Annotated in this window: 24 protein-coding genes and 2 riboswitches; of the genes, 3 read left to right on the top strand and 21 right to left on the bottom strand. The window is 37.3% G+C overall.

Going from position 1 to position 25978, the window contains the following annotated elements:
* Window positions 1-22: 22 nt before the first annotated feature.
* The 5 genes from kdpB to AC4D4B_RS15445 all read right to left on the bottom strand — a co-directional run bounded on the left by kdpB (window position 23) and on the right by AC4D4B_RS15445 (window position 4585).
* Window positions 23-2062 carry a potassium-transporting ATPase subunit KdpB gene (kdpB, locus tag AC4D4B_RS15425; protein ID WP_491000457.1) on the bottom strand — a complete coding sequence of 680 codons (2040 nt, stop codon included), beginning with the start codon at window positions 2060-2062 and terminating at the stop codon, window positions 23-25.
* A gap of 31 nt (window positions 2063-2093) precedes the next feature.
* Window positions 2094-3767 (bottom strand): potassium-transporting ATPase subunit KdpA, encoded by a 1674-nt coding sequence (gene kdpA, locus AC4D4B_RS15430; protein ID WP_490996818.1) that lies wholly within the window; start codon window positions 3765-3767, stop codon window positions 2094-2096.
* Window positions 3768-3796: 29 nt separating this feature from the next.
* Window positions 3797-3874, bottom strand: coding sequence for a potassium-transporting ATPase subunit F (locus tag AC4D4B_RS15435; protein WP_077248205.1), 78 nt, complete (start codon window positions 3872-3874; stop codon window positions 3797-3799).
* Window positions 3875-4023: 149 nt separating this feature from the next.
* Window positions 4024-4248, bottom strand: coding sequence for a hypothetical protein (locus tag AC4D4B_RS15440; RefSeq protein WP_491000458.1), 225 nt, complete (start codon window positions 4246-4248; stop codon window positions 4024-4026).
* A 187-nt stretch (window positions 4249-4435) separates the two neighbouring features.
* Window positions 4436-4585 carry a hypothetical protein gene (locus AC4D4B_RS15445; RefSeq protein WP_490996820.1) on the bottom strand — a complete coding sequence of 50 codons (150 nt, stop codon included), beginning with the start codon at window positions 4583-4585 and terminating at the stop codon, window positions 4436-4438.
* 94 nt (window positions 4586-4679) lie between these two features.
* Window positions 4680-4819: riboswitch (cyclic di-AMP (ydaO/yuaA leader) on the bottom strand.
* A gap of 85 nt (window positions 4820-4904) precedes the next feature.
* Window positions 4905-5046: riboswitch (cyclic di-AMP (ydaO/yuaA leader) on the bottom strand.
* Between the two features lie 367 nt (window positions 5047-5413).
* On the opposite strand from AC4D4B_RS15445, the gene AC4D4B_RS15450 reads away from it, so the two are divergent.
* Window positions 5414-5854 carry a general stress protein gene (locus AC4D4B_RS15450; RefSeq protein WP_491000459.1) on the top strand — a complete coding sequence of 147 codons (441 nt, stop codon included), beginning with the start codon at window positions 5414-5416 and terminating at the stop codon, window positions 5852-5854.
* A gap of 157 nt (window positions 5855-6011) precedes the next feature.
* Here AC4D4B_RS15450 and AC4D4B_RS15455 read toward each other — a convergent pair whose 3' ends face one another.
* From AC4D4B_RS15455 to AC4D4B_RS15470, 4 genes are all read right to left on the bottom strand, one after another.
* Window positions 6012-6389 carry an SLAP domain-containing protein gene (locus tag AC4D4B_RS15455; RefSeq protein WP_491000460.1) on the bottom strand — a complete coding sequence of 126 codons (378 nt, stop codon included), beginning with the start codon at window positions 6387-6389 and terminating at the stop codon, window positions 6012-6014.
* A 263-nt stretch (window positions 6390-6652) separates the two neighbouring features.
* Window positions 6653-7954, bottom strand: coding sequence for an FtsW/RodA/SpoVE family cell cycle protein (locus AC4D4B_RS15460; RefSeq protein ID WP_491000461.1), 1302 nt, complete (start codon window positions 7952-7954; stop codon window positions 6653-6655).
* 5 nt (window positions 7955-7959) lie between these two features.
* Window positions 7960-8367, bottom strand: a complete 408-nt coding sequence (locus AC4D4B_RS15465) for a PadR family transcriptional regulator (protein WP_066109930.1) — start codon at window positions 8365-8367, stop codon at window positions 7960-7962.
* Window positions 8352-8906, bottom strand: a complete 555-nt coding sequence (locus tag AC4D4B_RS15470) for a sigma-70 family RNA polymerase sigma factor (RefSeq protein WP_066109933.1) — start codon at window positions 8904-8906, stop codon at window positions 8352-8354. Before AC4D4B_RS15470 ends, AC4D4B_RS15465 begins: the two co-directional genes overlap by 16 nt.
* 353 nt (window positions 8907-9259) lie before the next feature.
* Here AC4D4B_RS15470 and AC4D4B_RS15475 point away from each other — a divergent pair, with 353 nt between their 5' ends.
* On the top strand, window positions 9260-10276 hold the full coding sequence (locus AC4D4B_RS15475; RefSeq protein ID WP_491000462.1) for a zinc-dependent alcohol dehydrogenase: 1017 nt from the start codon (window positions 9260-9262) through the stop codon (window positions 10274-10276).
* A 234-nt stretch (window positions 10277-10510) separates the two neighbouring features.
* Here the strand turns inward: AC4D4B_RS15475 and AC4D4B_RS15480 are convergent, their stop codons facing one another.
* The 6 genes from AC4D4B_RS15480 to AC4D4B_RS15505 all read right to left on the bottom strand — a co-directional run bounded on the left by AC4D4B_RS15480 (window position 10511) and on the right by AC4D4B_RS15505 (window position 18236).
* A complete protein-coding gene (locus AC4D4B_RS15480) occupies window positions 10511-11194 on the bottom strand; it encodes a GntR family transcriptional regulator (RefSeq protein WP_491000463.1) in 684 nt (227 codons plus the stop codon).
* Between the two features lie 175 nt (window positions 11195-11369).
* The gene (locus tag AC4D4B_RS15485) at window positions 11370-13166 is read right to left on the bottom strand and encodes a glycoside hydrolase family 3 protein (RefSeq protein WP_491000464.1); all 1797 of its coding nucleotides are present in this window, start codon (window positions 13164-13166) and stop codon (window positions 11370-11372) included.
* 84 nt (window positions 13167-13250) lie between these two features.
* A complete protein-coding gene (locus AC4D4B_RS15490; RefSeq protein WP_490996828.1) occupies window positions 13251-14660 on the bottom strand; it encodes an MFS transporter in 1410 nt (469 codons plus the stop codon).
* A gap of 187 nt (window positions 14661-14847) precedes the next feature.
* On the bottom strand, window positions 14848-15798 hold the full coding sequence (locus tag AC4D4B_RS15495; protein WP_490996829.1) for an AraC family transcriptional regulator: 951 nt from the start codon (window positions 15796-15798) through the stop codon (window positions 14848-14850).
* Between the two features lie 256 nt (window positions 15799-16054).
* The gene (locus AC4D4B_RS15500; protein WP_491000465.1) at window positions 16055-16822 is read right to left on the bottom strand and encodes an aspartate/glutamate racemase family protein; all 768 of its coding nucleotides are present in this window, start codon (window positions 16820-16822) and stop codon (window positions 16055-16057) included.
* 229 nt (window positions 16823-17051) lie between these two features.
* Complete coding sequence (locus AC4D4B_RS15505) at window positions 17052-18236, bottom strand: Bcr/CflA family efflux MFS transporter (RefSeq protein WP_491000466.1); 1185 nt, start codon at window positions 18234-18236, stop codon at window positions 17052-17054.
* A gap of 435 nt (window positions 18237-18671) precedes the next feature.
* Here AC4D4B_RS15505 and AC4D4B_RS15510 point away from each other — a divergent pair, with 435 nt between their 5' ends.
* The gene (locus tag AC4D4B_RS15510) at window positions 18672-18857 is read left to right on the top strand and encodes a hypothetical protein (RefSeq protein ID WP_490553661.1); all 186 of its coding nucleotides are present in this window, start codon (window positions 18672-18674) and stop codon (window positions 18855-18857) included.
* Between the two features lie 286 nt (window positions 18858-19143).
* On the opposite strand, the gene pth2 is transcribed toward AC4D4B_RS15510, so the two are convergent.
* From pth2 to AC4D4B_RS15540, 6 genes are all read right to left on the bottom strand, one after another.
* A complete protein-coding gene (pth2, locus tag AC4D4B_RS15515) occupies window positions 19144-19524 on the bottom strand; it encodes an aminoacyl-tRNA hydrolase (protein WP_491000467.1) in 381 nt (126 codons plus the stop codon).
* Between the two features lie 855 nt (window positions 19525-20379).
* Window positions 20380-21078, bottom strand: a complete 699-nt coding sequence (locus AC4D4B_RS15520; protein WP_491000468.1) for a hypothetical protein — start codon at window positions 21076-21078, stop codon at window positions 20380-20382.
* 580 nt (window positions 21079-21658) lie between these two features.
* Window positions 21659-23164, bottom strand: a complete 1506-nt coding sequence (locus tag AC4D4B_RS15525) for a TasA family protein (RefSeq protein ID WP_491000469.1) — start codon at window positions 23162-23164, stop codon at window positions 21659-21661.
* Window positions 23165-23178: 14 nt separating this feature from the next.
* The gene (locus AC4D4B_RS15530; protein ID WP_491000470.1) at window positions 23179-23931 is read right to left on the bottom strand and encodes a signal peptidase I; all 753 of its coding nucleotides are present in this window, start codon (window positions 23929-23931) and stop codon (window positions 23179-23181) included.
* A gap of 18 nt (window positions 23932-23949) precedes the next feature.
* Window positions 23950-24495, bottom strand: coding sequence for a hypothetical protein (locus AC4D4B_RS15535; protein WP_491000471.1), 546 nt, complete (start codon window positions 24493-24495; stop codon window positions 23950-23952).
* Window positions 24496-24508: 13 nt separating this feature from the next.
* On the bottom strand, window positions 24509-25462 hold the full coding sequence (locus tag AC4D4B_RS15540; protein ID WP_491000472.1) for a hypothetical protein: 954 nt from the start codon (window positions 25460-25462) through the stop codon (window positions 24509-24511).
* Window positions 25463-25978: the final 516 nt, after the last annotated feature.

The following is a 25978-nucleotide window of genomic DNA, read 5'->3' on the forward strand; positions in this document are numbered from 1 at the left end:
ACCTTTACTTTATTAGTTATTTTTAAACAAGATTCATGACCACAAGCAAAGTATCGATTACCTTAATACCGATAAACGGAGCAATGATCCCCCCGAACCCAAAAATCATGAGGTTACGATTTAATAGTTTTGTAGAACTCATCGGCACATATTTAACACCTTTCATTGCCAATGGTATAAGCAATGGGATGATAATTGCGTTAAAGATGAGTGCGGATAGAATCGCGCTTTGCGGTGTATTCAGATTCATAATATTTAGTGCCCCTATTTGCGGAATCGCCACCATAAACATAGCTGGGATAATCGCAAAGTATTTCGCAACATCATTAGCAATACTGAACGTAGTCAAAGCACCTCTTGTCATTAACAGTTGCTTACCGATGGCTACTACTTCAATGATCTTCGTTGGGTCAGAATCTAAGTCAACCATGTTCGCCGCCTCTTTTGCCGCAATCGTTCCGCTATTCATCGCAAGGCCAACATCAGCCTGCGCGAGTGCCGGTGCATCATTCGTTCCGTCTCCTGTCATCGCCACCAGCTTTCCTTCGGCTTGTTCCTTTTTAATAACGGAAATCTTATCTTCAGGTTTTGCCTCAGAGATAAAATCATCCACCCCCGCCTCACGAGCGATCGTTGCGGCGGTCAGTGGGTTATCCCCTGTGCACATGACCGTTTTTATCCCCATTTTTCGTAATTCGTCAAATCGTTCTTTAATTCCCGGTTTGACAGTATCTTTTAGATATATTAAGCCAAGAATTTTATTACCTTCTGCTACAGCAAGCGGTGTGCCACCTTCCATAGCGATTGTTTGTGTTTTACTATCAAGATCCTTTGGCACAGTCCCTCCCTGGGCGGTCACATACTCTTTAATAGCATCTACGGCCCCTTTTCTAATTCTCCGTCCATCTGCAAAGTCCGTTCCGCTCATTCGTGTTTCCGCTTTAAATTCAACACCTTCGGAATCAATTTCATCTCCCTCAGCTTCTAAAACACCTAATTTTTTTGCCAGCTCAATGACCGAGCGTCCCTCAGGAGTCTCATCATGAAGAGAGCTAGCTAGTGCGGCTTTATTCAGTTTCATTTGATCTGCTTTTCCAACGGATACAAATGCTGTAGCCATCCGGTTTCCATGGGTTATCGTTCCTGTTTTATCGAGAATGATCGTATTAATATCCCCAGCTGCCTCCACCGCTTTACCTGACATAGCAATTACATTAAATTGAGTAACTCGGTCCATCCCGGCGACTCCGATCGCTGAAAGCAGTCCCCCAATCGTCGTAGGAATCAAACAAACAAGTAAGGCTACCAAAGTTGCGATTGGTATAGTCACTCCAACATAGGAGGCGATTGGAACCAGCGTGGTACAAACAATTAAGAATATCAACGTTAAGCTGACGAGCAATGTATTTAATGCAATTTCATTCGGTGTTTTTTGACGCTTCGCTCCTTCAACCAGATGAATCATACGATCTAGGAAGGATTCACCCGGATCCGTAGTCACTCGAATCTTTAGCCTGTCACTAATTACTCGTGTACCACCGGTGACTGAGCTGAAATCTCCACCAGATTCTTTTATAACCGGTGCAGATTCACCCGTTATTGCTGACTCATCAACAGAGGCTACACCTTCCACAATTTCTCCATCGGCAGGAATCAATTCAGTTGCTTTGACAACAACTATATCCCCTTTTCTCAATTCTGTTGATTGGACCATTTTGGTTGATCCATCTTTCAAAAGCAATCTGGCACTTGTATCTTGTTTTGTCTTTTTCAGACTGTCAGCTTGAGCCTTTCCTCTTCCCTCTGCTAAGGATTCCGCAAAGTTAGCGAATAGGATGGTTAGAAGTAAGATTGCACTTACACTCCCGTTGTAAATTGAACTCGCTCCCCCTCCAAACAGGGTGGGGAAAATAGTCAGGATTAGGGTGATAACAAACCCAACCTCTACTACAAACATGACTGGATTTTTAGCCATCAGACGCGGGTCCAGCTTTTTAAAAGCATCTATTAAAGCACGCTTGACTATAGCGTTATTAATCGCCGCTTTACGCTTTGTGTTCATTAGAATACTCCTTTACCTTCTTTTTTCTTTATTAGCGTATCGATAAATACTCCGCAATTGGTCCGAGTACGATAACTGGAAAGAATGTTAATGCCCCCACGATTAAAACAGTAGTCACCAGAAGAACGATGAATGTGGTGTTATCTGATTTAAACGTACCAATCGTCTCCGGAACGGGCTTTTTATTTAATAACGATCCAGCTACTGCAAGCATGGCGATCATGGAGAAATAGCGGCCAAATAACATCACTAACCCTGTAGATATATTCCAAAATGGTGTATTATCTCCTAAGCCTTCAAATCCTGATCCATTGTTCGCTGCAGATGAAGTGAATTCATAGACGACTTGAGTGATTCCATGGAACCCTGAATTTGATATCGCTGATGACCCCATTTCTGTTGCCAGCGCAATGGCCGATGGAGCCAGAATGATTAATGGATGTATTAAAATGGTAATGGCTATTAATTTCATTTCTTTCGCTTCGATTTTACGCCCTAAAAATTCCGGTGTTCGCCCAACCATTAATCCTGCTAAGAAAACAGCAAGAATGGCATACATTAAAATATTTACGGTTCCAACACCGTCCCCGCCAAATACACAATTCAACATCATTTCTCCCAATGGAACCAACCCTCCAAGCGGAGTTAACGTATCATGCATATTGTTTACTGTGCCTGTCGTTGCAGCTGTTGTAACTGTTGTAAATAGAGCACTTTGGGCAATTCCAAACCGCACTTCCTTCCCTTCCATACTTCCATCTGATTGGGAAAGGCCGATTTCTCGAAGCGCGGGATTTCCATTTGCTTCACTAAAGTAGGCTAATGATAAGAACGCAAGAAACATAATTCCCATCGCGCTGAATAAAATCCAACCTTGCTTACGGCTTCTAGCCATATGTCCGAAAGCGATTGGCAGTGAAGCTGGCAGTAAAAACATGGATAAGATTTCAATAACGTTTGTAAGTGGTGTCGGATTCTCAAATGGATGTGCAGAGTTCACACCGAAAAATCCCCCGCCATTAGTCCCTAAATGCTTAATAGACTCCAAAGCTGCAACAGGACCACGCGCAATCTGCTGTTCAGCACCCTCCAGGGTCGTAGCTGTGATCGTCGGCTCTAATGTTTGCGGAACTCCCTGACCTACAAGCACGATTCCAACCAGGATGGAAAGCGGAATAAGAATACGTGTATGGGCACGAATTAAATCCACATAAAAGTTACCAATGCTTTTTTGCCCTGTCAGACCTCTCATAAAAGCGATACATAAAGCAATTCCTGTCGCTGGTGTTGTGAACATTAGAAAGATAATAACCATCATTTGTGATAAATAAGATAAACCTGATTCTCCGCTATAGTGTTGTAAATTAGTATTGGTTAAAAAACTCGCTACTGTATTAAAAGACAAGAACGGATCCATTGATGCAATCCCACTTGGATTTCCCGGTAAAACACCTTGTAGACGCACGATTATATAACAAATAGCAAACATTGCTATGTTACTAACCAATAGAGCCTTTGCGTATTGCTTCCATTTCATATTCCCTTGCGAAATTCCTGACAGCTTATAAATTAAGTTCTCTATTCCGCCAAATGCTCGGTCAAGCTTTGTCTCTTCCAAAGAGAAAGCACGGGCTATATAGCGCCCCATAGGTATAGTAAGCAATAAAAGAACCGCTAATACCAATGCTATTTGTATAAAATCCATTATTCTTTCCCCCATAGTGTTTTAATAAATTAATATCTCTCTGGATGAATTAAGGCATCAACTAAGTAAATCGCAAGTCCACCTACAACGATTCCTATAAAAATCATTTTTCTAACCCTCGTTCCTCAATCACATTGTCACAAAATTTGATAAATCCCCAAAATATTAGAAAAGATCCTACTGCTAATCCAATTGAAATAAGATCCACATGAACCTTCCTTTCATAAAATTGATTTTTTAATCCACAGCTAAAAGGTTAAAGGTGATTGGTTAACCAACTATATGAGCAGCTTCCAGGTTTACTTATATAAACAAGTTTGGCGCCGAGCTTCTTGTAAAACTGATAATCCCTGCTGCTTTGTGTCGCAACAATGATTTTTCTCGTACCCAATTTAGAAAAGAACGCAGTCAATTCAAACCCTTCATTGATGGAATCTGAAATAATATAAACCTTGTTATATACCAAAAGTTCCTTTTCCATTTCAATTTGGTTATCTATTCTCCTGTTTCCATTTTCCGTGTTGTAATAAGATAAAGATTGCCTTTGCCGATAATCAGCACGTTTCCCACTTTAAATCCCCCTTAAATCACCTTGAAGGATAAAGCTGTCCTTTCTATATCCCATATTTGTTTATCGAATAATAGAAAGGACACTCCTTATTGCCCTTTTATCTAACTTTAGAGAAACCATTCGGATAAAATGAACTATTCATCTGGTTATTCTGGTAAACGATTGAACTAGCTCTTCTTGCATTCTCATCCTCAATTTTTGCTTTTTCCTCGAGCAGCTTAATATCCAGATAACTCATACGTAACATTTCGTTGGTTCCTCTTTAATTTGTTAAATTTTACCATTTAAAAAGCACAAAAAAGCCCTCTGTATTACACAGTGGGCTTTAATCCAAAGGTAATACCTTCTCTCTTAACGCTTACGAGGTTAGCTGTCGGATTCGGGCCAAAAGAGTAGCCCTACCTTGTTAAGGATTCACCCCAAGTGACAATGTCACAAAAGTGGTTCCCCCGCTCTTTAAAAGACTCAGCGATTTAAGATATTAACGTATTAAATTGTTAAATTCCAAAAAAGACCACAGAGGTCTACCCTGTGGTCGAAATAACTTTTTCGACTCCCCAGTTACACCATCCTCTCCCTTAACGCTTACGAGGTTAGCTGTCGGATTCGGGCCAAAAGAGTAGCCCTACCTTGTTAAGGATTCACCCCGAGTGACAAGAGTCACAAAAGTGGTTCCCCCGCTCTTTAAAGATTCAGCGATTAAGAATGATTTAATTATGAGAGTAATACTACTCCGGTATTTTCCAGTTGTAAAGAGTGTTGAAACCTCATATTCTTCTAAAAATGTAAAAAAGTTGTTAAAAATAACCATTTTGATAAACAAATGATATGAAATCTTTAAATTACTCAGTTATTCACTGTTTTCTTGAGAATTGAATTTTATTTTTTATGATTTTAATGAGATAAAAAGGGGTTTCCTTATGACTCATTGCCTAGTCCGAACCCGTTTTCTTTATCAAATCGAATATTCTAATTTAACAAAAAATCACAATCTATCCAGTACACCTAGGAAAAAGTGTCTAAAGATATTAAAACGGGTAAAAAAGCCATATTAAAGAAAATTGGGAGGTATAGAATGGGAGATTATGTGATTAACGTATATGAAAACGAACAACAAGCGGCAGATGCTATTGAGGAGTTTAAAAAGGAAGGCTATACTACTGATGAAATATCTGTGATTGCTAACCAAGCAAATGATTTATCCAAGATGTCGCAGGAAGTAAAAACGTCTACTATGGATGGAGCTATTGCGGGAGCTGCTACCGGAGGGGCACTCGGCATTGCCGGCGCACTCGCAGGATTACCGGCTGTATTGGTCCCAGGTTTGGGAGCAATTTTAGCTGCAGGTCCTGTTTTAACTATGCTCGGCGGTGCACTAGTTGGAGCTCGATCCAGTGAAGGCGGATTATTAAACTCTCTTATGAATATCGGACTATCTGAAGAGGACGCTCAACGTTACTCTAATGAAGTCCAGGATGGAAAATTCCTCGTCATACTTCATGCTAAATCTTCCTGATAATAAAAACGGCTTGATGATTCCTACTTGAATCAAGCCGTTTTATATTACCAATCCATGTTTGGATTTTACAGAAACTTTAATTATATTAAAAAACCTTTTACTATTTTCGATATAATTTTATTTAACTGATTTCGGAATTTTTCTCTGTTGAAAATCACACTGTCTCTAATCGTCCATTCTTAATAGGTATCTGTGTTTTGTAGCTTTCTTTTGGAAATATAAATGTCCATGGCATACTCACTTCATTTGGAATCACAAGATTAGGTAAGGTAAATTCATTTTCCGCAATAACCTCTCCCTGAATTTTGTATCGTAATCCTGTGTTATTAAATGTAAGCGGCTGATCTGTAAAATTATGGACTAATACAGTCACAAGCAGTGCCTCTTTGTGGTTGATGGCTTCCCAGATAGGAGAGAAAATTACACCTGTGCCGTTTAGATGCTTTGTCTCTACAAATACTTTTTCTATATAGCTTCGGTCCTGGGCAGATAACGCTTTATCCCACGATTTTTCGAACTGCAAATGTTGCATGATTAAACACTCCTATTAGCTCATTGCTCCAAAATCCCACTATAATGAGGGATAAGTTAACCTTAACATAAAAATCCCACCTGTGTTTAACAGATGGGATTATATCATTATCCTCTAAGCATATTACGTCCGCCATTAACCGCGATGATTTGTCCGTTAATATAGCCTGAAATCCTTTTCGTGATTTCCCACTCTTATTTTCTGCCTATGGAAGATGATGTTAATTGGTTTGGTCCGAACCTCGCTTAAAAAGGATGCTAGGCCTAATTGACCTCGCACTCTCTTTCTGTCATTACACCATAATGCTTACGCCTGTAAACACTAAGTACAATTCCTATTAAAAACGCATTCAAAATCGTCGACATCCAGCCATAGCTGATAAACGGTAAGTAGATTGTCATAATCGGGACAAACCCGAATATCATCGCAATATTATAGAAAAATTGTAAAGAAAACAGGGCCAGAGCTCCGATAACAAGTAATTTTCCATATCTATTGCGTGCTCCTATCGCAATATACCCCATTCGAATCACAAATAATAGGAGAATAATCAGAACTGCCACGGTGACAACATACCCGAAATGAGAGGTCAGACCCGCCAATGCATAATCGGAATATGTTCCTGGAAGAACATTACCTTGGCCAGCAGAGCTTCCATACCATTTTGCTTCGGTCATCAGCTCCCTTAGTTGCACATACATATACCCTGAACCATCTGCATACTTCTCGGGATTTATATAGGCTGCTATCCGCTCATTCTGATAACCTTTTAAAGAAGGCAAAACGGCTACCAACCCAATTATGAATGCTGTAATCGTACTTGCGGTTATAAATAATGCAGTTTTCTTACTTAAATGGCTCCACCATAACATAATCAAAACTGTCATTCCATAGATAAATGAGATTGCTAGGTCTGGAACCATTAAGAAAAGATAAAAGGAGTAGATAAACAAAAGAAAAAGCTGCCAAACTTTCAATTTCTTATTCTGAAAAAATTGAGCCCAAGCCAGGAAAAAGAACGGCAATGCAATCCAACAATTGAATGAACCAAGCATTGGTATACCAAAATAAGGTTCCCCATTGATTGTATAAGACGGAATTAGCCGTAACCCATAGAGTATAGCTACACCAACCAGATAAAAGGCCCAACCCCATCTTTGCAGCTTCCGATAGTCAAAGTACATAATCCCAATTGCCAGCGCTATGCCTAGCAGACCAAAAATCACTCTATTCCGCATAAATGAATCCTGTATTTCCACTTGTGACGAATCCATTGATAAAATCGGGAGAAATCCAAGCATCATCACTGCTGCTAACAGGGAAAAAAGCAGCCAATCCACTTTCGGTCGGTATAGCTTGTTCATCTTCTCACCAAGCTTATACGGATCTCCCATTTGCTTAATCGCCTTCTCCTGTGCCTCCGTAGCCGACAGCCCTTTCCCCAGCCAATATTCCTTTGCTTCCTTAAGATGATAATTCAATTCTTTTTCAACACTTACCTTCGCTTCCTTTGAGCGAATTTGCCCGATAACTTCTCCCAAAAAGCGTTCTCTATCATTGACCATTCTAATCACCTCTCCGCCTGTCCTCTCAAGGTAAGACTAGCTAGCCATACTCGTTCATCAGACTTTTCAAGCGCACGTCTCCCCTTGTCGGTCAGCTGATACTTTTTTTCTCCTGATGATCCCCATGAAGCCGTAATGATTCCCGCTAGCTCCTGTTCATGCAAAAACGCATATATAGAACCTTCCTCGTCCTCATACTTTCTTATGCCTCTTACTGCAAGAAGCCTTGTTAATTCAAAGCCTGTCCTTTCCTTTAAAAGAAGCTGGAGGAGGTTAATGAACATATCCTGCTCGCTGAATGATTCTTTTGCGATGGACTTATGAATGCGCTTTTTCATAGTTTCTGAGAAATCTAGCTCCCGCATGCAAGTTTCCTTCATAGCCTTTTTAAGACCCTTCAACCGTTCTTCCATTCGCTATATCCCTCCCAACTATCCTTTAAAAGTGCCTTCGCCCTGCGGAGTCTCGTTTTCACTGTATTGTTATTAATATATAGTACCTGCGCCATTTCACGAATGGGCATCTCCTCAAAATAATGAAGATAGATGACTTCCCGATATTTAATCGGCAGATGCATAACAGAATGCGCCAGACGTTCTTCTTCATCTTGCCGAATAACCGCTTGTTCAGTGCTATGCCCACTTTCACCAGAATAAATGTATTCATCACTTGAGAGGAAGACATGGTTTTTGTACCAGCTTTTCAAATAATCCTTGCAATGATTAATAGCTATTCTCCACAACCATGTCCTAATTTTTGATTTCCCCTTATATGTATGAAGGGATTGATAGCATTTTACAAAGATATCTTGGGTAAGGTCCTCAGCAAGTTCACGATTCTTCACATAAGAATAGGAGAGTTGTAAAATTTCTTGCCCATATTGGTCCATCAGTTCGTCGATGATGATCTCCTTTTCCTCAATAACGAGGCGTTCCATTGTTATTTCATCCACTATTTCTCCCCCTTCCTAAATATTGACGAGGCTATTCCGTTTCCGGTTTTAGTTTTTTTAAAATAAAGTTCATTTGTTTATTCAGGCTTGATCACATTCGGATAATCAGTCGGTCTCATGGAGATAATCCCGTGTACAAACAATACGCATAGAAATATTGATTACTTGTTTAAAATAGAAATTAAAATTACCGATATATAGATTCAAAACAATATATACATATATTACCACCAACAATAACTGTCTTTAGTAGATTAGTAACATTTTTATTTCTCATTTAAATATTTCCAAATTGCTCTGGTATATTAATTGTCATAAAATTAAGTAGACTTATAAAAGATGGGGTGAATGAGATGAAAGCAGGAGTTTATCATGGCTTAAATGATGTACGAGTTGAAGAATTACCAATGCCAACAATCGGACCTAAGGATGTACTATTGCGTACATTGCGTTGTGGTATTTGCGGTACAGATATTAATATAGTTAAAGCTGGTGCCGGAAATATGGGCATTCGGTTTGAAAAAGAATTTGGTCATGAATTTTTCGGTGAAGTAGCAGAGGTAGGCTCAGAGGTAAAGGACATTCAAGTAGGAATGCGCGTCGGGGTGAATCCAATTACAGCTAAACGAGTTGGAAAAGCACTTTCCTGTGAAGCAGGCGGCTTTTCTCAATTTGTTGTCATCGAAGATGCGGCATTAAACTATAACTTATACACTTTCTCAGATGAAGTAACACCTGAAGAAGCGGCATTAATGGAGCCAATGAGTGTTGGGTTTCATGGTGCTTTCTCAACTAACCCTAAACCAGGTGAACATATAGTAGTACTTGGTGGCGGCCCAATTGGATTATCAGCAGCTGCTGGCTTGATTGGAGAAGGTATTAAAGATGTTGTTGTAGTAGATATCAATGATTGGCGTTTAGCTAAAGCGCAAGAATTAGGTGCAAAAACAATCAATACAAGTAAACAAGACTTAGCTGCAGGACTTGTGGAATATTTCGGCACAGCTGAATACTATGGTTATCCACTTCCAAATGTGGATGCTTTTATAGATGCTGCCGGTGCCCCTGCTTTATTTGAACAAGTATTCAAAATGGCTAAACCTGATGCTCGTTTTGCCATTGTGGCTGTGTACAAGCAAGAAGTACCAATAAGTTTTGGAGATATGATGGGGAAAGAACTAAAAATTATTGGTGCAAGCGGATATACACATGAAGATATTGCACGTGTTGTTGACCATATTGAGAAGAAGAAAACACCAATCGCAACAATGGTAACGCAAGTCTATAAGTTAGACGAACTTCCAAAAGCCTTCGAAACAGCCATCGCTGCCAATGAAACGATTAAAGTTATTGTAGATTTAACAGAATAATTTTTTTAATTTTCTTTGATAATTGAAGTAAAAGCCAACAAACTTGTGAATACAAAAGCATTACACCCTAAAGATAAAACTTTATTCATGAATGTTTAGTTAATAACCTAAAAAAGAAGAAGCCTCTAAAGTTCCAGGACCTTTTTAGAGACTTCTTTTGTGTGATATTCATTATTAAATATTCAACCTCACCAGGTTTTTGCACTGTCTGTGCGAATAATTACTTTCACCTTTCTAACATACTTCCTCTTTATATACATTTCTCCAATCATCTATTGGTTGGAATATATGTTTCTTAAGAAAACTTTCCACCCGTTCTATCTCTTTATTTTCAATTATAGAAATGATTTCCCTATGTTCGGCGACTAGATGTTCAAAAGGATGGTTGCTAAAGCTAATCATTCGGTGATAATCCAAGGTCATATGTGAAATTGCTTTCCATGTATTATTTCTTTGGTGACCCTGAAAGATAATAGAATGAAAGTGATCATCCAATTCATTAAATTTTCTCGCCAGCTCTTTTTGATTCATTATGTCTTTTTGAGCTAACAGCGTCTCCTGAAGAATAAGGTTTTTCTTCAATTGGTTCACATGATCTTCAGAAAAAGAACGACATGCAGATTTTAAGTATTCTTTTTCTAAGTCGAACCACATATAGGATGCTTCTTCGACTATTTCCAGATTAATTCTTGAAACATAGGATCCCACTTGAGGGATTACATCTACAAGATGTTCTTGCTGCAGCTTCCACAGTGCAATTTTTATTGGTGTGCTTGAAACGTTAAGCACCTCTGTTAGTTCTCCTAAACTCAGTAATTGTCCAGGCAGTAATTCCAACGATTTAATTCCTTCTTTAATTGCTCTATATGCATAGCTATTATTATTCTCACCCGGTAACCTAGATACCATTTTCACCATGGCTAATTCTCACTCCTATTGAAGAGAACAACTCTCCATTCAAACCTTTATATAAGTAAAGAAGATAGTTAAGTTCAGTTCAGTTAACCTCACTCTAACTACCTTCTTATTTACTATCATTTTAGATTATGATTCGTATCCCATAATCAACGAATCTTTCATCTAAAAACTCTAATTAAATTTGAGTATCAATAAATCCACAGAATGCATCAACAGGGCTGACACCTTTGAATTCTGAACGTCCTAATAATTTATCAACGATAGCAGTCACCGTATGATCATGACTATCATATGCATTGATGTATGTCTTAACTTGCGGTACATCCGCTAAGTGGAACGGACATTGTAAAGAAATAAAGATAGTCGGTACTTCATTTACATAGAACGGTATATCTGGAGTTCCTTTCAAAGGAGCCCATTGTATACGTTGGTCTGTAGTCGGTGCTACATCTGCTATGTTGATGATTAAGTCATAATTATTCGTCAGTTCAGCAATTGGGCGTTTTTGAGCGTATACGTTCATGATTGCACCCATCATTTCTTGTGGAGGAAGTTTCATCAACTTATCGATTGGTGATTCGTAGATTTCAACCTCGCATCCTGCTTTCTCAAGCAATTCTTTCATTAATTCGATTGGCTTTTTCTTACCAGCAGTCATAGCAGCCATCAACTTACCATAAGCAGATTCCGGTCCTTTTACTTCAACAAGTAGAACTTTCTTATGTTTTTCTGGGCTTATTGGTAATAATTCCTGTTTATTCTTCACCAACGTGATCGCTTTATCTGAAATTTCCGCTGCAATAGCCATATTTTTTTCTGTTCTCATTTTAGCCATTGCTACTTCTTTTGGTTGTAAAATTTCAGTCTTAGCTATTGCATGCAATCCTAAAGAAGCTTTCAATCCTAAAATACGAGTTAATGCCTCTTCAAGTCTTTGTTCCGTGATGATTCCCTTTTTATATCCATCCATCATCCACTTGAAGTCTTCTTCCGGATCATTGAAGAACAAGAATAAGTCACAACCGGCAGCGATAGCTGTAGGTAACATGTCTTTACGCTTCATAGCAGATGTCATAGCTACCATATGAGAAGCATCAGAGACGATTACACCATTGAAGTTTAATTTATCTCTTAATAGGTTTTGTAAGACGATATTACTTAAACTTGCCGGTGTTGCTAATTCTTCAATCGTCGCATCTGGTTTAAAGTGACGTACGTATTCCGGTAAAGCCATATGTCCTGTCATGATAGAAGGTAATCCAGCTTCTATTAATCCTCCATACACTTTTCCAAATGTGTTATCCCACTCTTCTACTGTTAATGTATTTGGGGCAAAAGATAAGTGATGGTCCCTTTCATCCACGCCGTCTCCTGGGAAGTGCTTAGCAGCTGGAGCTACACCACTTTCCATTATTCCTCTCATGTATTCTAAAGAGTATTCTAAAACTTGCTCTGCTTTATTTGAATAGCAACGAGTAGAGATTACCGGGTTTCTCCAGTTCATATCGATATCAACAACTGGTGCAAAACTCCAGTTACATCCGATTGCAGCTGCTTCTTCTCCAGATACTCTACCCAATTCATAAGCATACTTAGGGTCATTTGTAGCACCAATTTTCACTTGATTTGCTACATATGTACCATCTATACAAGCACCATTTCCACCATTTTCAGTATTCGCAGCGATTAATAGAGGTATTTTACTATTTTCTTGTAAGATTTTATTTTGATCGTATACTTGCTCAGCTGTAGCTGGGTTGTAACGAACCGCACCGATATGGTAGCTATCTAGTACTCCTTTTAAGTACTCTTCATCACGGCTGGCTCCCATGTTGACGAATAACTGACCGATTTTTTCCTCAATTGTCATATTGGAAATGGTTTCTTCAACCCATTTAATAGCTTCATCTGATAAATTAAACGGTTTTGCTTTTAAATCTACCGTTGTTGTTCTTTCCTTTAAACCTATCATGATTGGATCCTCCGTAAAAAATATTTAAGATTGAACCGAATAAAAATATTCGGTCCAATCTTTTATCCTAGATGATTCAACTGATTAATTGTTTGCACTTCTTTTTGCTGCTAAATCTTCAGCAAGTTGAGCTGTTTTCTTCTTGTTTAATGGATACATAAACAAGACTAGAACAACCAGGCCATAAAGAATAGCTGGTACTAATGTACCTAAAGTATAGATGCCATCTAGTACTTCAGGTGCTTGTGTTGCACGTGTTGCATCATAACCAACAGCAGCAATTGCAGCACCGCCGATACCGCCAGCTAAAGCAAGACCTACTTTTCTTGCCATTGCAATAACAGAGTAAACGGTCGCATCTTCTCTCATTGAAGTTTTATATTCATGGTAATCCGTAACGTCAGTAATGAAGGCCCAAGTCACAAAGTTATAGAGATACATACTAAATGTACCCACTGCCACAAAGGCCACAAATTGCATTGCTGACAGACCTTTCAAGAAAAATAATAGTGTATAAACAATAGTCGTAATTGACATACCGATTAAAGCTGTTTCTTTTTTACCGAATTTAGCAACTAACGGCTTTACTAATGGAAGACATAAAAACATAGCTGCCATTTGTATTGCCCCAATCAAACTTAAAGCAGATGCATCTCCGAAATAATCTTTAAACAAATAAATATTAACAGTAGTTAGTAGGTATTGTACTAACATAGCTATAAGCGAAGCTGACAAGACCCAAACAAATGGTTTATTAGTCATTAAGCTTTTCATTGAGCGAAGGAAAGCACCTTTTTCCACTTCTTTTGTCGGTGCCACGATACGTTCTGTAGATAGTTTATAACAACCGAAATAACATGCAATTGCCAAAACGCCAAACACAGCCGCAGCCATGAACATACGGTTTGCATCAATTTTATTGTCTACAAACACAATCACTGGTCCCAAAACATTGATAATTAAACCAGCTAAGCTGGCACCTACTGTACGCCATGTTGATAATGAAGTACGTTCTACAGAATCAGCTGTCATAACGGATGCCATTGATCCATATGGAATACTAACAGTCGCATACAATGTACCCCATACAATGTAAGTCACAAATGCCCATGCCAGGTAGAAACCATCAGACATACCAGGTATTGTCGTGAACATTAAAACACCTGTGAATACTAGTGGGAAAGACATGCGCAGAACCCATGGTTTATACTTTCCATGTTTCGTCGCTGGTCTTGTATCAATGAATCGGCCCCAAGCCACATCAGCAAATGCATCCCAAAGTCGGGCAACCATAAATAATACCCCGACTGTTGCAGCATTAATATGGAAAATATCTGTATAAAATACCATTAAGAATGTGCTGGCAAGCAAGAAAAAGAAGTCGTTTCCAAAATCACCTAGCAAATAACCGACTTTATCTCGTAATCCGAATGGTCTTACTGAATTAGATTCAACTTGTTCCTCCTGTTGGAGTGCTGGTTCTCTCATACTCATTTGTTTTCCTCCTTAATCCATTAAAGTTTGCTCATCTTTGAGCATATTTAGTGAAAAAATTCCTTATTTACACATTATTTCTCTTATAAGAATGCTATGTTCCCATCCTTATTATAATCTTCTAAAATCTAACAGATATTGCTCAATTGTGAGCATACTAAATTACATTTTGCTTCTAATCTAACAATTAAACTTTGCTCACAGAAGAGCAAGATGGATCAAACGTTTGGCTTCTTTTCATCTTTCGATAACTGGTAGGTGTCATCCCAATTCTTTCTTTAAAAAAGCGGCTGAAATGGGCAGCACTTTCAAACCCAGTTGATAGAAAAATGTCTTCCATTGATTGATCAGGTTTCATTTCCAATAAATACTTTACCTGAATTAGCCTGCATTCCATTACATATTGCATGACTGTATATCCGGTAACCTCTTTAAAAACATGAGAAACGTAGTACTTATTTAAATTTAACTCTTTAGCAATACGTTCCAAGCTGACTTTTTCACAGTAGTGTTGATTAATCCACGAGGCAATGTTTTCAGCATGTCGCTTTTTTTCCGTTTTCTTCTGTACGACTCGGAGTTGTTGACATTCGCTCATTTTATAAATTTTTATCAACAGTTGAAGAAATTCAACCTTCAGTTCAGTTTCCAATAGGACATTGATTTTACCTGTACATTTATATTCCTCGTCTATAGCTTCCAACTGCTTTTCAAGCCACTTAATTTTCTCAGCCACATACTGACCTGAGGAATCAAATCCTGTCCGCAGTATACAGTTATTCAGCTTTTGAAAAGGATCTAAAAGATTTGGCATTCCTATTACAGACAACATACTCTCCAACCACACTGGAGAAAAATGAACCATACTCCGTACATAGGTATCAGGAGATGTGGTATTTGCCTTATGCAAAGTTAATCCATCCAAAAGAATGATATCTCCTGGCTGCAGATCATATATTTTATTATGAATAAAATAATTGCATTGCCCTTCTTCAAGTACATAAATCTCATATGTACTGTGTGATTCGAATTGATGAAACCCAGTCATATGTTTATTCAATCCTTGAAGACGATAAAAAGCCAAGATGGATTCATTCAACACTTTAGGTTGATAAAAATCCCTCGCCCTATTTTTCACTACTGTTCACACTCCCGGAAGTCAGTGTTCTAGAGGAATCTTTTTGGAACACCTTTTATTATACTAGTATACTAACAAGAAAAAATCATTTCATGAAAGTGCTTTCTACTTCCATTTTTTTGACTCATATTGCTCTCTCTTGTTTGCCATAAGATACAGAAAAATAATAATTTTATAAGGCCAGCAAAGATAAATATTAAAAAAGTAAAAAACACAAGCTCTTTGGACTTGTGTTTTTCTTCACTCTTTCACTTTATTAAATAAATCCATAATATGGGCTTTGGCTATTTGCATAATGTGCCCAGTTAATGAGTGTAATAAAATCATACACAGGCAGCTGCACTGCTTGCTGGATATCAAATGCATAGGGAGGCAGGTCACTGCATTCTAATAAGATGGCTCCGACTTCAGGATGCTTTTCCTTTATCTCAATTGCTTTTTTAACAACCTCATCCCTCAGCTTTTCATTATTAAACGTACCTGCTCCATTCGAAATGGATGAAAACTCTTCTCCCTGACTTAAATCACCAATGACTAAATTAGACATGTCTGTAACACCGCAAGTTTTCAAAAGGGAATCCGTCAATCCTTTTTCATAGGCTGTTAATATACCAATTTTTTGTCCTGGCTTTAATCCAACCTGAATCATAGACAGTTGAACGAGGCTAGACAGATAGACAGGAATTTCTAATGCATATGCTATTTGCTTATGAAAGTTTCCAAAGAACCCACACGCACTTGAAATAACTTTTGCTCCTTCACTTTGAAGTTGCATAGCTGCATCAATAATCCCTTTTTCCAGTGTTCGATCATTATTTAAAAGACGCTGACCTGTACAGCCCGGAACCAGTTTATAATGAACGGGAAAAGGGTAGGTTGAATAATTTGCGACATTGCCGGGAATAACCGGATAGGAATCTTCATCTAGGTATAAAATCCCCACAGAAAATCCTGTTATATAGCGTCCTTTTTTTTGTACGAGCTGGCCAGAGTGTGTACCAGGACCAATATATCCATAATGCATCAATCTTCTCCCCTTTCTTATCAGAATTAGTCTTTTACAGAAATATGGATTTATGCAAAAAAGACAGCAGAAGAAGCCCGGGAATTTTCACCTTGACCCAATTTAAATTATCCAAAGACTAAGAACAGCGGAAAATAAATTAGGTTTTTGAGATGGCCAATAATCCAAATAAAAAAAAGTTGCCGACAAGACATCATCCTGTGGCAACTCTTTTATTAAAATCAAGCCTTTAATCCGTAATGATTTTTTTTTGCAAACAATAGATCCATAATAACAAGGATAAAACGAGGAAAATCAGCATTGTCATGCTCAAGCCATTAATATAATCTCCCCACTGGAGTGACCCAACCATCATCCCTATACTGCCGATCACTGTAAAGCCAAAGTTCATTAGACTTGAAGCTGCTCCGACATTTGACTTTTGCATAGATAATAGCGTATTTGACACCATCGGTCTGAGATATGTCGTGATAACCGTGAAGGGCACATAGCATACAAGAAATACAAATGGGCTGATGGAACCAACTAAGAAGAGCAGGCAGATAGATATTGTGACAATTACAAAGGCGATATTGATCGATTTTTTTATCGAACCGCCACCAACACGCATATAAAGAAATGGTCCAATCAAACCTATACAAGCTGCACCGGCAAAGTAAAGGCTGAAGGCAGATTCCGAGATACCAAATCCATCTATATAAATGTATGAAGCGAGTGTTAGATATGCCATAAACGGTGCCATTAAGAGAGCAACAACAAGCAATAGGCTGGTAAACTTCTTATCCTTCACAATACTTGTAAGCCCTAAGATAGATTTAAATGTACTGCCAGATACTCGCTTTTCCTGCGGCAAAGTTTCTTCTAAAAGAAATCCTCCTATAAGTGATACTAGGAATAGAGCAGCTAGAGCAACAAAGGTCATCTTCCAGCTGAAAAAGGCTAAAATAACTGCGCCCAAAATAGGTGCTAACATTGGAGCAAGCAGAACGATCGCCTGCGTGATTGACAATACATTAGACATCTCTTTTCCCTCAAAGCTGTCTTTAATCAAAGCTGTAGAGATGGCAACCATTCCTCCTGCGCCAAACGCCTGAACCGCCCGGGCTGCAATCAAGATCCAAATCGACGGTGAAATTGCACAGATGATACTAAAGGTTAGCGCCACAAGGATACTGCCCAACAGGACTGGCTTTCGTCCGTACTTATCACTCATCGGGCCAAGAATAAGGATACCAATTGCCATAAAAATAAAGAATATCGTCATTGTATAGCTCGTAACTGACGAGGTTGTTTGATAATAGTTTGTCATTTCAGGCAACGAAGGCATATATAAGTCTGTTGCCAGAGGAGGCGTCATCGATAATAGTGCGATGAAAGCAATAAGCCCGCCTTTTTTTAAATATTTTTGTTCCATTGATATCTTCCTATCTATCATATGATTACTTGGATTATTAGGATTAAATAAAAAAATAATCCATTAAATCTTAGATAACGTTATCGTTACTTTGTCGACGAAAAATAATCCACATTATCTTAGATTAACAGGAAAATACCAAACTGAGCGAATGTAAAATATAGAAATAGTACGTGGTATGCAGGACGCTGTAACAACTTAATAGGTAATATAGCTTGAAATTAATGATTATCACTAAATAAAAGAAGACTCCAAACTATTAAGAAGCGTCTGTACTGCATCTTTTCTATGTGTTTAAAAAATTCTCAAAACAACCACTACTCTGGAAAATAACAAAGACTTTTTGCATCCTAACAAGGCTGTTAGTTATAAAAAATCAATAAAAATTTGGTGTATACTCCGTTATAGTTAATCAATAATTTATGAGGTGTTACCATGAATACAATCACAATTGACAATAAAACTAAATCACAACTTAACATAGAATATATGAACGCTGTTTACGCTGTTAGCAGTGCTAAACATCCAGCTGAATATCTATACAAAGTTACTCAATATAAGAAAGCAAAGCATTATAAACAACTATTAGAAGGCCATTTAAATCAACATCAATGTTCTTAATATTTTTAATATACGTAATGTATATAAAGAAAAAGAAGCGCACCTAGTGTATTGGGTCCGTAAGTTAGGACTGCATCGCTACACTAGGAGCGCTTCTTTTTTTATAATATCCTATTCTGCTATTTTACGAATTTCGGATTTTAAACATACTAATGCGCTCTAAGGATGAAAGTGTGTAAATCTTTAACGAAGTACCTTCCTATCGAGGTTTCGCCATATCTGAGGTACAACACTTTAACTGTGATTTACAATGGGTTGCGTTAGTAAAAACTATATCAATACAAGATTATAATAATTTTAAATGACCAGTTACTTCATCCACTTTCTCTCTTTCGCCAAGTATAGCAAGACACGTATCTGTTTTAACACCGTTGAACATGGTCAATCCGTTATCGGTGATAAGTCTTACAGGTAATTCTTTTTCTTTCGCAAGATGATAAATCGTATATAATTCATCCAAACTTTCTACATAAACAGTTACTTTTACAAATGTCTCATCAAACCATTTGTTTAGTATTTCTTTGTGGTTATCATTTCCATTATATTCAATCCACTTTACAACCCCTAAAGAAGCATGGCTTCCTTGGGCTACATATTTCCCTTTTGTCATTTGTAAATCTTTTCTCATCACGATAACCATCTTTGTTGTGCTTGACTTCTTTTCCACGCAGCTATCTCCTTTTCGCAAAGAATATGTTGAATTTGTTTACCCAACTCCATTTTATTTTTTCATATGCCTATTGGTGCCTATGTGGAGAAGATTCAATGATTAATAGTTAGTGGTAAGGTCTTGGTCAATTCACCCTTTTATAAAAGGGACTAATATTCATTGTTAGTTTTCTAAGCTATCGCTAATGCTGTTTGCTATAATGCAGTTTAACTTATGTATTTTCAAATGGTGTCTGTACGTCCTTTTTCACCATTAAAAACAAAAAAAAAAAAAGCATCCCGCAAGTTTTTTCAACTTGTAGGATACTTCTTTTAATGGGGGAGGCAGATTACATCATGCCGCCCATATGGTTACAAAGTGTAATATATTTTCCTATAGTGGAATGGAACTGCGTCAAATCAACTTCTTACTCGATACATGTGTAATATCTTTATCTTGAATTACTGCGATTTATTAGGTTTCGTTAGCAAAATGTTAGCACTTGGTTAGCAGATAAATATATACGGTTTCACCTTTCCTAAAAGTTACACGATCTATATGTGTGGAATACATGTGTTACAAAGGATGTTGGTGAGTTTTTCAACTTCTTCTATCTTTAGCACGGTTATTAAATTTATCTGGGTATCTTAATAGCTTTCATTTGATATACCGATACATATATAGTAACGAAATATAAACATACATACAATGTTGGAGAATCTAATACTTACAAAGCGAACAAAACGTGAGCATTTCACTTTTTGTTCAACCAATACCCTCAAGAGCTGGAGTAATTGGCCAAACTGCGCCCAACAAATAGTATAGTGCCAAAAACCCGACACTCAAAAGTATGAATGTTGGGTTTCTGTTTGCTTATTCTTGGTTCTGTTCTGCATTTACAGTAGTTTCTTCTGACGTTTCCATTATTGGTCGTTCTATGCTTTCTTCAGTATTGCTATCTCCATTTGATATACGTGGCGGGGAGGTTTCTTCTGTATCATCAGGATCTTCAGTTGGCTGAACAGTAGAAGTGATCTCGCCTAATTCTCCATCTGATTCTTCATTTAAATCTTTACCTGAACTTTCTTCTTCATCTGGTTTAAGTACAGGTGTTGGGTCTACAGTATCATTCGATATGCCTGTATCTTCAATTCCTTCCGTATCATCAATACTCTTCTCTTCTGATTGTTTTGGTGTTCCGATTATAGCAGAATGATTAATTGTATTTCCTTTTCCTCCAGTATACGTTCCCCATACACTTTCAAAATAGTATTCTCCTCTTAATTCAGGATAAAAAGTAAAGGAAATTTCTTCTCCTGGTGCCAACTGAGTACTATATAAAGGTATAAAACCATCTGGCCCGGATACTTTAAAATACCCTGTACTTGTCGAACCGCTTGCCTTTACAGTAACCCTATAACCTTCTCCCTCTGCCTTTTGAGAAAGGCTATATTTGCCTTCTTCCAGCTCTTCTCCATCTTGAATATTAACGGTAATACTGTAGTTGGCTGCATTTATACTTTGCTCAGAAGTAGAAACAGTTGCTGTAAACCAAGACCACGTTGTACCCATTAAACAGTTTATGCATAAAATTATCCCCAACAAGGGGGGCATAAGCATTTTAACAATACTGTTACTCTCTTTTATATATCTATTCTTATATGATAATTTCAAGTTTCCCCGCTCCTTAAAATATGCATTCATTAAGCAATCAAAAGGCATAAATCAGTTTATGCCCTTTGATTGCCCCTCCCGAGCAGGGGCACGGGAGGAATGTAAGATTAATTATTATCGAACTACAATGTCAATTTATTACCATTTGATGCAGTAGCAGCAAGTCTATCAGCTACAGTTTGGTTAGCAACATAGATTGTAATTTTTTCACAGTTCCCATTATCTGCATTACTGAAAATCATTTTAGTAGTACCGAATGTAACATCTTCACCTTCAAGATATACTGTTGTAAGTGAAGATGATTACTAATTTAGTAACCCAGTACCGTTTTAGTTTTTAATTATCGATTATACTTTTTTTTGCCCAAAGGACATAAAAAGCTTATATCCTTTGGTTGCCCCACAGAAAAGTGAGCGCTTATTATTTAATTATAATTATTTACAACAAGTTTCTGTGTTATTTGTTGTAACCATCCAAATTAATATTCTTTAATTAATGTATCATTGTGATAAACATCTACATTTGTTACTGTAACGCCTTCCGCATTATTAAATGAATCTTCACCATTATGATAAACTGCAGCGTACTGATCATAAGATAAACTATTAGATGTTGCTTTTAATACCACATCTTTTACAGAAGAGTTTTCAAACACTACTTTTTCTGAGTCGTCTTCATATACAAATGCAACCACGCCACAGATATCAAAGAAGCCATACTGTTTACCTATAACTGTTGTATTAGAAACATCACAATCTTTTACTGTTAATGTTCTAGTTCTATCTTTATTTTCATCGTAATGTGTTCCAACCAATGGTGCACACTTATAGTTACCTGTTACACTTGATTTTTTTACATCTACATTGTCCAAGGTTAAGTCAGCATAGTTATGACCTACTACAACTGCAGCATTGATACCTGTAGCATTAACTGTAGCGTTATCAAATGTAAGGTCTTTAATAGTAGCAGAACCATTAGCAACTCTACTAATAAATGCCGCGCCATGTCCACCTTTTACTGTCAAATTAGAAATAGTGTGTCCTTGGCCATCAAATACAATGCCTGCCCCATGCCCTTTATCAGTATGCCAATCCATTGGAGTCCACTCAACACCTGTCATATCAATGTCAGATGCAAGTTTAAATACTGTGTTTGCTTCTATTCTAGCTCTTGTTTTACCTGCAAACATATCTGCAACTGATTGCAAACCTGCTGAACCACTTACTTCGTAATATACTTTTGTTGCCCCTGTGTTATTATCTACTTCAGTTACATGATAAATACCAGCAGCAAATTTTTCTCTTGTAACATCTATATCTGCATATACTGCATCTTTATCGTACTGGTTATCAAAGCTATCGTTTTCTGATACATCTTGGGCCGCAACAATAGTAACAGTAATATGGTCGCCAAGTTCAAGACCCTGATATTCGTTACCAGCATTTGTACTCATTACCAACGCAAGACCAAGGTCTGCTGTTTCTTTAGCTGCCAAGCTACCATATGTAGTAGTTTCAATACCTGCTACAAACTGTGCCAATGTACCAGCGTTTGTCCAGCTATTTGTTACTTCTTCACGATTTGCTGGTGCTTTGTAATCTCCCGTTTTTACATAGACATCAATCACATCTGCAAGTTTAGAAAGTTTTGCTGATGAATTAAGTGTTGCTTTCCATTTCAGTGCAAGGTTTCCTTCGTTTTTAACCTGTAATCCTGCTACTGTCATATAACCTGGTTCCATATTGTCTGTGTCGAATAAGGAAACATTTGTTGCATCTCCCCAAGTTTTCACAGTCTTATCATCATTAAATTCTTTAGCGTAGTTAAGACCTACATCCAATGTACCAGCCTGAATTTTATTTACACCTGTGCTTGCTGAATCAGTAAACCAAGCAAAAGTGGCCCCAACAAACATTGTTACGCACACGATTAATGACATGATGCTCGCAACTAATGCTCTTTTAGTTGAGTTTTTGTTTTTCATATACTTTCTCCTCCTTATGTGTTTTTGGTACCGGTCGAGAAATACTCCTCTTCACCATTACCTTGTTTATATGTATCAGCAGCATTGCTGTTTACACCATTGTTAGTCGTTTCAAGCTGTTCTTTCAATTTCAATAGCTCTTCCATCATCTTTTGAGATTCAGCTCGTTCTTTTGCGATTTCTTCTCTCTCTGCTTGTAGCTCGGCTTTTTGTTCGGATTTGTACTTTTTAAATAGCCGAATACTATCCATTAAATGAATGAGAATTAACAGCATAAATGGAATGAAAATACAACAAATATAACCTGGTGTAGTCTTTGAAAACTGGAAGAATGTCCCCACTTTTGGAATATGAGTTTCGTATTTACCTAACACATATTCGTATGTAACTATTGTTTCATCATCTGTATTTGTCGTTGTTCCGTATGTAATAAATCCGGGATTTCCATTCGCATCCGTCGTTAAACTTCTGATTTTATGAGTAACTGTTTCTCCGTAATTGTCAGTACCTGTGGAAGTATAGGCAATAATATCTCCTTCCTTCAAGGTGGACGGATCGGTTTCTTTTACAAGAACTAAATCCCCTGCATTAAAATCTGTCTTACTCATGGAATCAGATAAGACAATAAAGGGTTTATACCCGAAAAGATTTCGTTCCGGCTGATCAAAGGTCGTTACAGAGATGATTGTAAACACCATCATCCCTATACTTGCTACCATAAGGAACCACGTCACGATGGCTTTCATGATATGTAACGCTTTTTTCATTTCTTTGTTGTTTCCTCCTTAGTCAAATTCTCTATCTAGATTATTTTTCGTTTGTACTGCATCTGCACAAAGCGTAAAGGTTAATGTTGCATCTTGCGTACTACGGCTTTCTTTTGGATAATGGAACTCAATTTCCAATTCTTTTTTTTCTCTTAAACGTAATGGATCATTAGCTGAAGATACCATCTGTTTTGTGAGCTCACTTGGTTTTCCAAAAAACAAAACTTGTTTATCGTCACGAATGGTCACTTCAATTACATCAGCAAGTCCACCTGTTATGTCATCAAAATATATCTTGTAATAAGCTTCACATGTGCTGTTGTTTTGAATATAGAATTCCTTTACTACTGTCATACCTGGCTTAAACAGATACTCATGTTCTTCAATAACTGGTTTACCATCATTTAAATCAATATCTATTTTTCCGGTACTAAAAATATTGTTATTTAACAACACCATCGACAATATAAGAGCAAAGGTAGTAATACAAAGGCAAATAGAAAGTATGATAATTGCAGCAACACTTGTTTTCAACTTTTTGCCTGTCTGTTGATTATTTTGCATATGGCTCGCTCTCCTATTTTTTGTGTTTTTTCGGAAGGAGTTTTAATATCAGCAGTGAACCTGTTATAAAACTAAGCGCTAATGCTACATTTGAATAACCTAGCTTACCAGGTGCACGAACTAAATTAGCTTTTTCATCTACCCACCATCTAAAATCAGCTTTCAATTCCTTACTGTCCATATACTCATTCCCAACCGAAGTATCAAGATAGGTGGAAATTTCGTAATACAATTCTTCCGTTTTTGCAGTATCTGATTTTTCCAACGTATATGTTTCTAATTCACCCATATCTCTCATTAGTCCGTCATAGAGAACATCTCCACTATTAAGAAGAACAACTTTTAGCTTCAATACTTCTAATAATTTTTCTGGTTTGTTATGTATATCTACCAAAAATTTAATTCTACCGGAGTTTTTATATGACACCTTAAGACAGAAATTCTTTACTTCTAAATCACCAGGCAACATATTGGTTACCTTAAAAGGCTCATTGTCTGTGAACTGTCCTTTATGGAGTGAAATAACGGTTGATGTAGGTTTACTACTATCACTGTCGCTATCGCTATCGTTAGAACCATTGTTAGAGCTATCGTTAGAGCCACCGTTAGTGCCACCGTTAGTGCCATCGTTAGTGCCACCGTTAGTGCCACCGTTAGTGCCACCGTTAGTGCCACCGTTAGTGCCACCGTTAGTGCCACCGTTAGTGCCATTACTTTCTATAGTAATATGGTCTTCGTTCGAAGAGTTGCTGTTATCTGTTCCAGTATTATTTTCCGTATTCTCTGTTTGATTGTTTGTATTACCGCCATCTTCAGTGATAATATAATTTTCAGGCACACTGACAGATGTCGATTCTTTCGATGCAAAATGCTTATATATCCCTATTCCTATTAGAGCAACAAGGCTTATGCATAGTAGGATCAATAAGATGGTAATTATCTTTTTGTATTTTTTATCACGTTCCACTCTACCTTCCTCCTTGTTCCTTTTTTCATTAGAAATAAAAAATGCATTCCACTTTTAAAGGAATACACATTAAAATGACAGTTATTTCTTTTTCCAAAAGGGTACCCTTTAATTTTGTACAGTCCATTTTTCAATTAATTTACCAGGTATTTAATGCTAGCTCGTATGTTACTTGCTATCTCCATAAAAAGCCTATTTTTTATATATTATTAATTGTAAAAGATTTATATTTTCTCCAATATATCTTCCTCTCGGAAAAATCTATCTTTTCAGGAGTTTCTTTATCTTTTATTATTATATCAACATAATTTTTTATAGCAATAAAATTTTTAAAAAACCAAACTTAACATTTTTGTATGAATTTTTTATCTCCTGTTAATCTTTAAAATACACGATTCCCTTTAACCTTCTCATCATCCACACCTCCAAAAAAAAGGTGATTTCTCTTCTGTTATTTACTATATTAAAAAAGTTTTAGAGATCTATATTCTTAAGTCTTCCAAACTTTTAACAAGC

It is taken from the genome of Pradoshia sp. Z6_59, assembly GCF_058267515.1.

Bases quoted from the DNA above. Each gene is read 5' to 3' on its own strand.
- AC4D4B_RS15460 (WP_491000461.1), bottom strand. From the start codon at position 7,954: ATGGTCAATGATAGAGAACGCTTTTTGGGAGAAGTTATCGGGCAAATT.
- AC4D4B_RS15485 (WP_491000464.1), bottom strand. From the start codon at position 13,166: ATGATAGGTTTAAAGGAAAGAACAACAACGGTAGATTTAAAAGCAAAA.
- AC4D4B_RS15500 (WP_491000465.1), bottom strand. From the start codon at position 16,822: ATGCATTATGGATATATTGGTCCTGGTACACACTCTGGCCAGCTCGTA.
- AC4D4B_RS15530 (WP_491000470.1), bottom strand. From the start codon at position 23,931: ATGAAAAAAGCGTTACATATCATGAAAGCCATCGTGACGTGGTTCCTT.
- AC4D4B_RS15455 (WP_491000460.1), bottom strand. From the start codon at position 6,389: ATGCAACATTTGCAGTTCGAAAAATCGTGGGATAAAGCGTTATCTGCC.
- AC4D4B_RS15490 (WP_490996828.1), bottom strand. From the start codon at position 14,660: ATGAGTATGAGAGAACCAGCACTCCAACAGGAGGAACAAGTTGAATCT.
- AC4D4B_RS15475 (WP_491000462.1), top strand. From the start codon at position 9,260: ATGAAAGCAGGAGTTTATCATGGCTTAAATGATGTACGAGTTGAAGAA.
- AC4D4B_RS15450 (WP_491000459.1), top strand. From the start codon at position 5,414: ATGGGAGATTATGTGATTAACGTATATGAAAACGAACAACAAGCGGCA.
- AC4D4B_RS15525 (WP_491000469.1), bottom strand. From the start codon at position 23,164: ATGAAAAACAAAAACTCAACTAAAAGAGCATTAGTTGCGAGCATCATG.
- kdpB (WP_491000457.1), bottom strand. From the start codon at position 2,062: ATGAACACAAAGCGTAAAGCGGCGATTAATAACGCTATAGTCAAGCGT.
- AC4D4B_RS15445 (WP_490996820.1), bottom strand. From the start codon at position 4,585: ATGTTACGTATGAGTTATCTGGATATTAAGCTGCTCGAGGAAAAAGCA.
- AC4D4B_RS15435 (WP_077248205.1), bottom strand. From the start codon at position 3,874: ATGATTTTTATAGGAATCGTTGTAGGTGGACTTGCGATTTACTTAGTT.
- AC4D4B_RS15520 (WP_491000468.1), bottom strand. From the start codon at position 21,078: ATGGGTACAACGTGGTCTTGGTTTACAGCAACTGTTTCTACTTCTGAG.
- AC4D4B_RS15480 (WP_491000463.1), bottom strand. From the start codon at position 11,194: ATGGTGAAAATGGTATCTAGGTTACCGGGTGAGAATAATAATAGCTAT.
- AC4D4B_RS15440 (WP_491000458.1), bottom strand. From the start codon at position 4,248: ATGGAAAAGGAACTTTTGGTATATAACAAGGTTTATATTATTTCAGAT.
- AC4D4B_RS15505 (WP_491000466.1), bottom strand. From the start codon at position 18,236: ATGGAACAAAAATATTTAAAAAAAGGCGGGCTTATTGCTTTCATCGCA.
- AC4D4B_RS15465 (WP_066109930.1), bottom strand. From the start codon at position 8,367: ATGGAAGAACGGTTGAAGGGTCTTAAAAAGGCTATGAAGGAAACTTGC.
- AC4D4B_RS15535 (WP_491000471.1), bottom strand. From the start codon at position 24,495: ATGCAAAATAATCAACAGACAGGCAAAAAGTTGAAAACAAGTGTTGCT.
- AC4D4B_RS15510 (WP_490553661.1), top strand. From the start codon at position 18,672: ATGAATACAATCACAATTGACAATAAAACTAAATCACAACTTAACATA.
- kdpA (WP_490996818.1), bottom strand. From the start codon at position 3,767: ATGGATTTTATACAAATAGCATTGGTATTAGCGGTTCTTTTATTGCTT.